The sequence below is a fragment of the Gilliamella sp. B2717 genome, from assembly GCF_026536675.1.
In the GTDB taxonomy this organism is placed as follows: Bacteria; Pseudomonadota; Gammaproteobacteria; order Enterobacterales; family Orbaceae; genus Gilliamella; species Gilliamella apicola_I.
Window position 1 is genome coordinate 24,508 of the sequence record NZ_JAFNNQ010000025.1, and the last position, 11,728, is coordinate 36,235.

At 35.9% G+C, this 11,728-nt stretch carries 13 protein-coding genes, 1 tRNA gene and 1 other annotated feature; of the genes, 6 read left to right on the forward strand and 8 right to left on the reverse strand.

Annotation, left to right across the window (positions count from 1 at the left end; all coding sequences use genetic code 11):
* Positions 1 to 2 precede the first annotated feature (2 nt).
* From hisH to hisG, 5 genes are read right to left on the reverse strand one after another with little or no spacing between them, the layout of a single operon-like run.
* Positions 3 to 590, reverse strand: coding sequence for an imidazole glycerol phosphate synthase subunit HisH (hisH, locus tag J3U35_RS04960; RefSeq protein WP_220215109.1), 588 nt, complete (start codon positions 588 to 590; stop codon positions 3 to 5).
* On the reverse strand, positions 590 to 1,657 hold the full coding sequence (gene hisB, locus J3U35_RS04965) for a bifunctional histidinol-phosphatase/imidazoleglycerol-phosphate dehydratase HisB (RefSeq protein ID WP_267359920.1): 1,068 nt from the start codon (positions 1,655 to 1,657) through the stop codon (positions 590 to 592). Before hisB ends, hisH begins: the two co-directional genes overlap by 1 nt.
* An 8-nt stretch (positions 1,658 to 1,665) precedes the next feature.
* Positions 1,666 to 2,724, reverse strand: coding sequence for a histidinol-phosphate transaminase (gene hisC, locus J3U35_RS04970; protein ID WP_267359922.1), 1,059 nt, complete (start codon positions 2,722 to 2,724; stop codon positions 1,666 to 1,668).
* A gap of 9 nt (positions 2,725 to 2,733) precedes the next feature.
* Positions 2,734 to 4,035, reverse strand: coding sequence for a histidinol dehydrogenase (gene hisD, locus J3U35_RS04975; RefSeq protein WP_267359924.1), 1,302 nt, complete (start codon positions 4,033 to 4,035; stop codon positions 2,734 to 2,736).
* A gap of 3 nt (positions 4,036 to 4,038) precedes the next feature.
* Entirely contained in the window at positions 4,039 to 4,938 is a 900-nt protein-coding gene (gene hisG, locus J3U35_RS04980) for an ATP phosphoribosyltransferase (RefSeq protein ID WP_220215105.1), read from the reverse strand.
* Positions 4,939 to 4,976: 38 nt separating this feature from the next.
* Positions 4,977 to 5,102: a sequence feature (His leader region), on the reverse strand.
* Between the two features lie 241 nt (positions 5,103 to 5,343).
* Between hisG and J3U35_RS04985 the strand changes: the two genes are divergently transcribed.
* On the forward strand, positions 5,344 to 5,634 hold the full coding sequence (locus J3U35_RS04985) for an isochorismatase family protein (protein WP_267359926.1): 291 nt from the start codon (positions 5,344 to 5,346) through the stop codon (positions 5,632 to 5,634).
* A 179-nt stretch (positions 5,635 to 5,813) separates the two neighbouring features.
* On the opposite strand, the gene J3U35_RS04990 is transcribed toward J3U35_RS04985, so the two are convergent.
* Positions 5,814 to 6,224 (reverse strand): DoxX family protein, encoded by a 411-nt coding sequence (locus J3U35_RS04990; RefSeq protein WP_220215103.1) that lies wholly within the window; start codon positions 6,222 to 6,224, stop codon positions 5,814 to 5,816.
* 660 nt (positions 6,225 to 6,884) lie between these two features.
* On the opposite strand from J3U35_RS04990, the gene J3U35_RS04995 reads away from it, so the two are divergent.
* On the forward strand, positions 6,885 to 7,532 hold the full coding sequence (locus tag J3U35_RS04995) for a DUF421 domain-containing protein (RefSeq protein ID WP_220215102.1): 648 nt from the start codon (positions 6,885 to 6,887) through the stop codon (positions 7,530 to 7,532).
* Between the two features lie 74 nt (positions 7,533 to 7,606).
* Here J3U35_RS04995 and ispE read toward each other — a convergent pair whose 3' ends face one another.
* Complete coding sequence (gene ispE, locus J3U35_RS05000; protein WP_267359928.1) at positions 7,607 to 8,440, reverse strand: 4-(cytidine 5'-diphospho)-2-C-methyl-D-erythritol kinase; 834 nt, start codon at positions 8,438 to 8,440, stop codon at positions 7,607 to 7,609.
* A 12-nt stretch (positions 8,441 to 8,452) separates the two neighbouring features.
* The gene (lolB, locus tag J3U35_RS05005; protein ID WP_267359930.1) at positions 8,453 to 9,070 is read right to left on the reverse strand and encodes a lipoprotein insertase outer membrane protein LolB; all 618 of its coding nucleotides are present in this window, start codon (positions 9,068 to 9,070) and stop codon (positions 8,453 to 8,455) included.
* A gap of 169 nt (positions 9,071 to 9,239) precedes the next feature.
* Here lolB and hemA point away from each other — a divergent pair, with 169 nt between their 5' ends.
* The 4 genes from hemA (at position 9,240) to J3U35_RS05025 (ending at position 11,351) form a co-directional block, all read left to right on the forward strand.
* Entirely contained in the window at positions 9,240 to 10,511 is a 1,272-nt protein-coding gene (gene hemA, locus J3U35_RS05010; protein WP_267359932.1) for a glutamyl-tRNA reductase, read from the forward strand.
* Positions 10,512 to 10,548: 37 nt separating this feature from the next.
* Positions 10,549 to 10,806 carry a DUF1289 domain-containing protein gene (locus tag J3U35_RS05015; RefSeq protein ID WP_267359934.1) on the forward strand — a complete coding sequence of 86 codons (258 nt, stop codon included), beginning with the start codon at positions 10,549 to 10,551 and terminating at the stop codon, positions 10,804 to 10,806.
* A gap of 116 nt (positions 10,807 to 10,922) precedes the next feature.
* Positions 10,923 to 11,165 carry a zinc ribbon domain-containing protein gene (locus tag J3U35_RS05020; RefSeq protein ID WP_267359936.1) on the forward strand — a complete coding sequence of 81 codons (243 nt, stop codon included), beginning with the start codon at positions 10,923 to 10,925 and terminating at the stop codon, positions 11,163 to 11,165.
* A 99-nt stretch (positions 11,166 to 11,264) separates the two neighbouring features.
* Positions 11,265 to 11,351, forward strand: a tRNA-Leu gene (locus tag J3U35_RS05025).
* Positions 11,352 to 11,728 lie beyond the last annotated feature (377 nt).

Consider the following 11,728-nt stretch of genomic DNA (forward strand, 5'->3'; position numbering starts at 1 on the left):
GACTACATCTCCAGAAAGTTTTTGAGCAATTTTGCACCGGCTAAGCCAGAACGCTCGGGATGAAATTGAACACCGTAAAAGTTGTCTTTTTGCACGGCAGCGGTAAAGTTTTCGCCGTAATTGGTTTCTGCAATAGTTGCTGAGCATAATGGCATCGCGTATCCATGAACAAAGTAAAAATAAGCACCATCTGGAATATCTCGAAATAGATGATGTCCGGCTTTTGGGTAGACTTTATTCCACCCCATATGAGGTAGTGGTAGTCCACAATCGGGGATTTTAATCACTTTTTCGTTTATTATTCCCAATGTGTCAACATGACCTTCATTACTATATTGAGCCAATAATTGCATGCCAAGGCAAATGCCTAAAACAGGTTGGGTACACACTTTAATAAGCTCGACTAAGTTGCGTTCTTTTAATTTCTGCATTGCAGCTGAAGCTGAACCAACACCCGGTAACAAAAGCTTATCAGAGTTAAGCACGATATCAGGTTCCAGACTGATAATAGGTTGGTATCCTAATCTTTCAATCGCATATTTAACCGAAGAAAGATTAGCGCAACCCGTATCTAAAATCACAATGTTCATTACAACACTCCTTTTGAACTGGGTAATCTGTCACTTTCGATTTTGATTGCTTGTTTTAACGTTCGGGCAAAAGCTTTAAATAGACTTTCCACTTTATGATGATCGTTATCGCCTTCGGTTTCGATATGTAGGGTAATACCCATGGCATAACTTATGGAGTAAAAAAAGTGTTCAACCATTTGTGTACTCATATCGCCCACTTTTTGATGAGAAAATTGCGCATTGAATTTCAAATAAGGACGACCAGATATATCCATTGAACATTTCGCTAAACATTCATCCATAGGAATTACCGACGCATAGCGAGCAATACCTCGTTTATCGCCAAGGGCAATTTTCAACGCTTCGCCTAAAGCAAGTCCTGTGTCTTCAATAGTATGATGATCATCAACATGCAAATCACCTTTCACTTGGATATTAAGCTTAATTCCTCCATGGGTCGCAATTTGGTCTAGCATGTGATCAAAAAAACCAATGCCAGTATTGATTTGGCTTCCACCCTGTCGGTCTAACCAAACTTCAACCAGTATGTTAGTTTCTTTTGTGTGTCGTTCAACTTTTGCATAACGATCGGCTGTTGTTAATCGTTGCGCAATCTCGCTCCAATTTAATTGTGTCGGGTGATAATGCAGTCCATTAATTCCCATATTTTCAGCGAGTTGCATATCTGTGACCCTGTCACCTATCACATAGCTATTGGTTTTGTCTAATTTACCGCTAGACAAATAAGGTAGCACTAATTGAATTTTGGGTTTTCGACATTGGCAATTATCTTCAGGAAAATGCGGACAGATAAGTACTTCTTCAAAGTTCACGCCTTGTGATTGAAAGATTTGCATCATTAGATTATGTGGACCATCAAAATCAGCTTGTGGGTAGCGACTGGTTCCTAGTCCATCTTGATTGGTCACCATGACCAATTTAAAGCCTGCGGCTTGTAGTTTGAGTAACGCTGGTATGACATTAGGCTCAAAAGCAAGCTTTTCAAAACGATCAACTTGGAAATCAATAGGCGGTTCAGTAATTAAGGTACCATCCCGATCGATAAATAAATATTTTTGTAACATGATGACTCCTATTCTATCGTTTTAAGTGATGTTATAACCGCATCACATTCAATTTGAGTACCAATGGAGATGCGTATAATGTTTTTTTGACCCATTGATTTACTTTGATCGCGTAAAATAATTCCTTGATTCCAAAGGTTATTAAAGACATCTTTATCATCTTGAAATTTAACACACAAATAGTTAGACCAGCTTGGGTAAACTTTTTCAACCAGGGATAATTGGGTGAGTTGATCGGCAAATTTTTGTTTTTGGTCATTAAGGTATTGAACATTTAACTTCATCGTATTGATACCGTCTTTACTCAGTGCTTGTGCGGCAATATCTGCTACAGGTGTGGCTAATGGATAAGGGGCAATGACTTTTTGAAGAGTATCAATGACGGGTTTGTTCGCAATCGTAAATCCACAGCGTAACCCTGCTAATGCAAATGCTTTAGATAAAGTCCGTAAAATCACTAAGTGTGGATAATTAGTTAGCCAACTAACTACCGATGATTGTGGTGAAAATTCAATATAAGCTTCATCAATAACAACTAAAGCACGGTCTTGGGCCATATTAAGCAGGGTTTTAATATCTTGGGCATTAATTAAATTACCGGTTGGATTATTTGGTGAACAGACATAAATTAACTTAACATTCTCAAGATTTTGTTCAATACCGTTAAGATCGAGTTGCCAATCTTTTGTTGTCGGAACGATCTTAGTTTTTATACCCAATGTTTTAGCACTAACTTGGTACATACCATATGTCGGCGGACAATATAAAATACTATCTTGTTCAGGCTCGCAAAATGCTCGCATCAAAAGTTCAATTGCTTCATCTGCTCCTCGACTGACAAGTAATTGATCGGGTTGTACACCGGCATATTGTGCATAGCCCCTAATTACTTGCTGTGGTTGCGGTTCCGGATAACGATTTAATGTTTGCTGTGTTAACTCAAAATGTGGCGCAACAGGGTATTCATTTGCATTAAGCCAAACATCACCTTGACCGCCAATACGTCTAGCGGATTGGTAGGGTGTCAATTTTTGTACATTTTTTCTCACTAATTGATTAATATCCATTTGCTATACCTACCTTTGATTCGTTTGATTTAATACTGCTAAACGCAATGTAACTGCTTGTTTGTGTGCTGTGAGTTGCTCTGCTTGCGCCATTAGTTCTACTGCGTTACCAATGGCTTTTAACCCATCAGGTGTTAACTTTTGAACTGTCATCCGTTTTTGAAAGTCTGCTAATCCTAAACTGGAGTAGGTAGCAGTGTAACCATAAGTCGGTAATACATGGTTAGTACCCGACGCATAATCGCCAGCTGATTCAGGCGACCAGTCACCAAGAAAAATAGAGCCAGCACTGGTTATCTGCTCGACAAGTTCATCGGCATTTTGGGTTTGAATGATTAAATGTTCTGGCCCATAACGGTTACTGATTGCAACGCATTGTTCTAAATCTTGAGTGACAATAAGTCGACTTTCTTGTAACGCTTTCTCGGCAATAGCTTGACGTGATAATTGTGCAAGCTGCTTATCGACTTCTAATGATACTGCTTGAGCCATTTTTTCATCGGGAGTAAGGAGTACAACTTGTGAATCGGGGCCATGTTCAGCTTGTGATAACAAATCAGCAGCAATAAATGCAGGATTAGCTGAACTATCTGCAATAACGAGCACTTCGGATGGCCCCGCAGGCATATCAATTGCAGCACCATCAAGGCGTTGGCTAACCTGACGTTTTGCTTCTGTTACATAAGCATTACCGGGGCCAAAAATTTTGTCTACTTTAGGCACAGACACTGTACCAAATGCCATGGCAGCAATAGCTTGGGCACCACCTAGTTGATAAATTTCGGTAACGCCACACAGCTCAGCGGCAAATAAGATCTCATCCGCTATTGGTGGGGGTGAACACAGTATCACTTTGCGACAACCTGCAATATTAGCAGGTATGGCAAGCATCAATACGGTAGATAACAACGGTGCAGATCCCCCTGGAATATAGAGCCCAACTGAATTGATTGGTCGGGTTACAAGTTGACATGTAATGCCGGGCATTGTTTCAACAGTTACTGTCTGTTTAACCTGCGCTTGATGAAATTTTTTAATATTGCTAACGGCTAATTGCATAGCTTGTTTTAAATCAGGATTAACCCGATCGATTGCCATTTTAATTTCACTGTTGCTTAATTTAATCTGATTAATTTGAACTTTATCAAACTTGTTACTTAAGGCTTTTAACGCTTCGTCACCATATTGCTTAACTTGATTTAAAATATCTGCAACAGATTGACTAATTGAGTCTGATGCAGTCATAGCTGGACGAGTCAATAAAGCGGTTTGTTCTTGTTCTGAACATTGTTGCCAATAAGAGAGTTTCATACTTTACTCCATCATCTTTTCAATTGGTAATACAAGAATTGAGCTTGCACCTAATGCTTTTAGTTTTTCCATGGTTTCCCAAAATAGCGATTCACTACTAACCATATGTAACGCGACTCGATTTTGTTCGCCAGTTAGCGGTAATATTGTTGGATTTTCAGCACCCGGTAACAAGGCAACCACTTGATCTAATACCTGTGTTGGGGCATGCAACATGATATATTTGGATTCGCGAGCTTGTATTACCCCTTGAATACGTGTCATGACTTTATCAATCAGCGCTTGCTTAATTGGTGGCATTTCGCCTTGTCGTTGAATTAAACATGCTTTGGATTGATAGATAATTTCGATTTCTTGTAAACCATTCGCCTCAAGGGTGGCGCCACTTGAAACTAAATCACAAATAACATCAGCTAATCCTGCTCGAGGGGCAACTTCCACCGATCCGTTTAACAAACAAGTTTTAAATGTCACATTGTATTCAGCAAGATAACGACGAAGTAGGTGAGGATAAGTGGTGGCAATACGCAAATTATTTAAACATTCAGGGCCGGTATAATCGAAATCGCGAGGGGCAGCAATGGATAACCGACAACCGCCAAAATCTAAACGACGTAATTTTTTGTACTGAGGATTTTGCCCTTCCGCTTGTCTATCAAGTACTTCTTCTTCTAAAACATTTTCACCCACGATACCAATATCGACCACACCGTCGATAACCAGACCGGGAATATCGTCGTCACGAACACGTAAAATATCGATTGGCATATTTTCAGCAAATGCGATTAAGCGTTGTTCTTGAAGATTAATTTTAATGCCACACTGTGCCAGCAATTTTTTTGATTCATCACTTAAACGACCAGATTTTTGCATCGCAATGCGTAAACGCGAATTATCCAACATATTATTCTCCAACTTATCCAAAAAATTTATAAACCACAAACAAAAAACCCTCGGAAGTTTGATCTTCCGAGGGTTTTCTATTTGCTTTCGCGATATCACCGGAAGACCAAATGTCTTCCAGCACCAATCGCCCGAAGACTATTCAGGAATGATGGTGATGATGATGTTTAGTAATAAAAGCGCAAAAACAATTCATAAAATAAAAACCATTAAGTTGATTTATTAATCTAATTTCTGAACAAAATATAACATAAAAAGTCTGCTCGCAACTGTTTTTTTGTTTTTTTATTAAATTTTTGTAAATTTAAATTCTGTTTCAACAACGTATAAATTGTTTCTATCACAAAGCGATATCATCTTAATTTTTCGAAATTTATAGAGTATATTTTTCAGCGTGATTATGGGGTGATAATTTTTTCAACTACTGATTTACACCAAAAATTACAACAATACTCAGTCAAACAACTGGTCATTTGTGGCATGATGAGCCATATGTGTGTGGATTCAACTACTCGATGTGCCAATGAACTTGGTTATCAACCGATATTAATTCATGATGCATGTACAAACCGTGATCTTGAATTTAATGATGAAATCATCCCCGCTAAAAAAGTCCATTATAGCTTTATGTCAGCATTGGCAGGATTTGCAAACGTTATCAATTGTCATGAGTTCATACAAAAAAAGATAGATTAAATTTTGAAAAAACAGAATGATTTGATTGAATGTCAAAGGCGCTGGAAAGACTCTCTATTATTTAATACTGCCAACGAAATAAGTTTATTTTATTGATTATATTTCAGGAAGATATCGTTTATGTTTATGATATCTTCCTAATCAATTATTGCATCAATAAAAACAATTTATTCAAACGACTATTCAATAAGTTCAGAATATTTTTGACCTAAAACGCTATAACGACCATTGCCTAATAGTGCAAGACTAAAAGCGGTAATGACCATAAAAGCAGGGTATTCCCAACCACCACCGGTATTGCTGAATGTCCATCCATTATTAAAATGGATAACGGTGATAATGAGTAATTCAATAATGGCTAAAATAGCAATGACACGAGTTAATATACCAACTAACAGTAATGCACCGCCACCAATTTCAAAGACAATGGCGATATAACCAACAAAATCGGGAAATCCAAGCGATTCAAAATATTGTGCTGTACCAGATGGTGTAAAGACGAGTAACTTAGTGAAACCATGAACCAAAAACATCACACCTAAAGCAATACGTAAAAATAGAGCAGCCAGATCAGTTTGATTTTGTCTCATTTTTATTTTTCCTATATTAAGTTAGAAAATAACTTCAATTGATAATTGTAAAAAATTATAAACAATGCTATTACTTGGTTAAAAATAGGATAATACAACATAGATTGTCTCATAAACGGTAATAGTTAGTAAAGTTATACCTGTTCGATTTATAAAACATTATCTGAATGAAAAGATGAATTTGCTTTTTTCTGGCAAGCTCTACATAGACCAAATCGTTTATATTAAATCATTAATCAAATAGGTAAAAAATGTGATTATTTAAAATGTTAGTCAAAATACGCATTTTTAAATCAATGCGTTAATATTATTGATTACTAAAGTTATATTCGTGATGGTGTATTTCATCCTTAATTGTTATAAAACAATGAGCGGAATATTGTCATCGATTTAAACCTATATGGTGAAAACTTTATTCGCTGCGTTGCGTTATCATCGCAATAATACATTAAACTGTTAAATTGATAATGTAATGGTAAAAAGCGCAGTTTTATCTGAAAAGTTTGTGATACAATGCCTTAACTATACTTAATGATTCATTTCTAACGTTAAATAATTAATACTCTCTTTTCTAACTTTAAATATTTAATACGATTCCAGTCCTTTTAAAGATTACTATTTTATGCATATCGTTCAATAGATTATTGGAGTAATACTAAAATGAATTACTATGATTTTTTAGTCATTGCCTTAAAATTATTGGTGGTCTTTATTTGCATTATTTTGTTTTTAAAAATTACCGGAAAAACATCATTGTCTCAAATGTCGAGTATCGATTTTATTGGTAACATGATTTTGGGTGGTATTGCCGGCGGTATCATCTATAACCCTAAATTAACCGTTTATGATTTTTTAATTGTATTACTCATGTGGACGGCAATAATGTACACCTCGAATTATCTGAAAAAAAATAGCCAAAATGCCAAAGCCTTTATTGTTGGTAATCCGATCGTATTAATGGATAAAGGCAAAATAAAGTTGGATGCTTTCACATCAGTAAATCTGGATATATCAAGCTTTGCCGTACTATTGCGGATGAAAAATGTCTTTAATATCAATTCTGTTGAAAAAGCGATTTTGGAGCCTAATGGACAATTAACGGTCGTTAAAAAAGGGGATAAAGATATTTCAGCTATTGTCTTAGAAAATGAAAAACCAAGAAATGATGTTTTAGAGGATTTGGGTAAAAGTGAAGCATGGTTAAAATCGAGATTATCTCGGCAGGGGTATAAAACTTATCAAGGTTTGTACTGTGTTGAATATTATAATCGACGCTTATATGTGATTCCTAGTGATTCTGTGGATTAAATGATTCAGAACAATAATATTAAATCCCTTAACCATTTCGTTAAGGGTTAATAACCGTGAATGAATATCTTGATTTAATTGCTATAAAGCGGAGAATTGTTTAACGATTTAGTCACAAAACTTTTTACATCAAAGTCTATCAACGTATCTTGTAGCTTTTCGGCTTCTGCCTTTGATTGACATTGCGTAAAAACACAAGCGCCCGTGCCAGTTAATCGTGTTGGAGCAAATTGCGAAAGATGAGTAATGATTGCGTTTACTTTTGGATAACGCTTGCGCACCACCACTTCACAATCGTTACTAAATTGATCTAAGGATAGCAATTCATTAACGCTTCGAACAGGTGTACCTCGCTTAAGATCAGGATCGTTAAACACCTTGACTGTTGAGATTGCAATATTAGGGTAGGTGACCAAATACCAATATTCCGGAAATTCAACCGATTGCAACTGATCGCCAATTCCTTGTGCTAATGCTGTGTGACCATAGATAAAAATTGGTACATCGGCACCGATATTACGACCAATCTCGATCAATGTATGGCGTGATAAATTAAGATTCCATAATTGATTAAGTGCAACTAACGTCGTTGCGGCATTCGATGATGCGCCACCCAGCCCACCACCCATAGGAATTATTTTATCAATCGCAATATCAATCCCTAACTCATGTCGACCAGTATAAGATTTTAATCGTTGGGCTGCGAGAGTAATTAAATTTTTATCTGAAGGGATATCACTAAATTGAGTGACTAGATTAATTTTATCATCTTCACGACGATTGAAAGATAATCTGTCACTCATATCGATAAATTGAAATAGTGTTTGTAAATTATGATAATTATCAGGACGACGCCCAGTAATATATAAAAATAAATTTAATTTAGCGGGTGAAAGCCATTGATACATGAAAAATCCTTATTACCGTAAAATCCAATTATCAATTTTTAAGCGTACTCGTTCATTATCATGATTAAGTTCAATCATTGCGGGTAAATCTACCGATTTATTATTAAAAGTTTTCGTCATGTAATTCGATATTTTTAATAGCCACTTTTTGTCTTGTTGCAAAAATTCGGTTGATGCTAAACGCCCCGAATTATCGATTTTATCGTTGATACTGTCGTTAGAAAATCCCTTAAGCCAATTATTTAATGAATTTAAAGGCACATCGATCCTAGCGATTTTATTCATCAAACTTTCAACATTATAATCAGTATAATGCTTGCCATTTTTGTCGATCACTTCTGCATAATCCGGTTCTGCAATTAGTGTTAAAATGTTGGTTCCAACAGGTGTAGTAAGTTTGATTTCATAACGATCTATCGATTTTTGAACAATAAAAAAACGTCCATAACTTCGAGAGTTTTCACTAAAATGAGCAATACTTCCATTAACTTGAAAAGCATTTATTTGCTTAAGATCTTGTTGGTGAAGTTGCCATTGTTCTTCAATGGTTGCTGTGTCTTTATGTTTGGTAACTTGACAGGCTGTAAGTAACAAAGGCAGTAAGATCAAAGCGTATTTAAATTTAAACATAATTGCCTCTTCAATGTTAATCAATAATATGTAAAACATTATAACTGATTATTAAAAGAATAAAAAAGGTAATGAGAAATTAACGTTTTCAAATTTTCATGTATAATAACCTGTTATAAAGGTGCTATAAATCGTCATATCTTACAAACAATTATATAAGAAAATTGCAATGTCAATCACTATATTAGGTGTCAATCATAAAACGGCACCCGTGTCGCTGAGAGAAAAACTCGCTTTTCCCAATGAAATTATTGATAAAGCATTATACAGCTTATATCAACACCCTTTAGTTGAAGGATGTGTGATCTTATCAACCTGTAATCGCACAGAAATTTATCTTAGCTTTGAGCACCAAATTGACTATTTAAGCTTAAAACAATCTGTAGAAAGCTGGCTAGGGCAGTTTCATCATATTGACATTCAACATTATCACGACATGCTTTATTGGAAACAAGGACAGCAGGCAGTTGAACACTTAATGTCTGTTGCATGTGGTATTGATTCAATGGTGCTTGGAGAACCCCAAATATTAGGTCAAGTTAAACAAGCTTATTGTTATGCCCAGCAAAATAATAGCTTGTCACTTAAATTAGAAAAGCTATTTCAAACGGTATTTCGTGTAGCGAAAATAGTACGAACAGAAACGAAAATAGGCTCAAATACGGCTTCCGTTGCTTATGCCGCCTGTCTTATAGCCCGAAATCTATTTAAAACAACGCAAAATTTAAATGTGATGTTAGTTGGGGCGGGTGACACAATTGAACTTATTGCTCGTTATTTAAAACCTCATCGATTCAATCATGTCATTGTAGCTAATCGAACTCGAGAAAAAGCCCTTAAACTAACCGCACTTATCGATGCCGAAATTATCTCTTTACCTGATATTGCAAATCGTCTTAAAGATGTAGATATTGTCATAAGTTCAACAGCGAGTCCGCTACCTATTATTGGTAAAGGAATGGTAGAGCGAAGTTTATTGGCAAGAAATAACCGTCAAATGCTGTTTATTGATTTAGCGGTTCCTCGAGATGTAGAAGAAGAGATCAGTAAACTTGACCATGTACATCTTTATTCGGTCGATGATTTGCAAAAAACAGTTGAAAACAATCTACAACAACGAATGGTAGCAGCTCAAGAAGCACAACACATTATTCGAGAGCAAGCCGAACATTTTTTAGATTGGTTAAAAACGCGTTCTGTGATTGATTATGTAAAACAGTATCGTCAAAATGCTGAAAGTATACAACGTGAACAAGAAGAAAAAGCTTTAAATGCATTTCGACAAGGTGAGAATATTGAAGATGTATTTGCTGAATTTTCACGTCGGCTAACCAACAAACTGATTCATGCACCAACCCAAACATTACTCAATGCATCAACACATGATTGTGATGACTGCTTTAAAATTCTGTGCAAAGGATTTGGTTTAAAAGGGCATTAACTAACATATATTATTTGTTTACAGGAAATATAACGTATTGGATCAGATTGAATTTTTTGATATACCCAGTCCATGTAAGCGTGTTTGTGAAACCGATAAACAAGGGTATTGTATAGGCTGTTATCGTTCAAGAGAAGAAGGTTTCAGCTGGTTAAGCTATACTGATAAACAAAAAAAGGAAGTATTACGTTTGTGTCTACAACGTGCTTATAAGCGTCGTTATTTAGCCATGCTTCAGCAAAAATCTCAGTCTAAACAACGCTCATCACAAGTTGAGCTTGATTTAATAGAATAATTTTATGCGCTTTATCATACAATATCTTGTAATCTTGACTTAGTCAGAGTAGGATTTTTAGGCATTAGGTTAGGTAAGATTTAATCACAATAGTTAATTTAATCGAGATTTTAAAAATGAAAATGTGTATTGCATGTGGCATGCCAATGACTTCAATTGCTGATTATCCTTTGCATGATCTATCTAAAAGTTATTGTAAATATTGTGCCAATCAGGATGGTACCATGAAAACCTTTGACCAAAAATGGCATGAAGTGACTTTACGGTATGCCAATAACCATAATATTGACTATTCGATAGCAAAACAAACTGCTTATACTATTTTGAAAAAATTGCCGGCGTGGAAGCGTCGTTGGTAGTTGATTTTTTAGGCATTCAAAGCACATTATCATAATATCAGTTGCAGTTATTGCAAAGCTTAGTATAATTGCCAACGTTTACTTATTTACACTTCTAATGCCAGTGTGGCGAAATTGGTAGACGCAGCGGATTCAAAATCCGCCGCCCTTAAAAGCGTGTCGGTTCGAGTCCGACCACTGGCACCAATAAAATCAACTAGTTACCACATAATTTTATCTCCGAAAAATAATTAAATAATAGTCAGTGGCGGTAAAATGGCGGTGAATTTTTTTCTAATCGTATATAATCCATTTTGTACTTTTTCTATGGTGGGCTAAATGAGGGCTCCGTAAGGGGCGCCGTTTTGGTCACGCGATCGATTTGGTGTTTAAATTTTGATTTTTGATGATTAATAAANNNNCAATTGGATTTTTTGAAAAAAGAGTTGATTTTATAGGTAGGTGCATCTATAATTATAAACGTCAGCAGGGTGCTGATACGGTAAACCCCCGACCGCAGACGGGGGCAAATAAGGAGAGAATAAGATGCGCTATATCTTAATTCTCTTGGTTCTACTAACGGT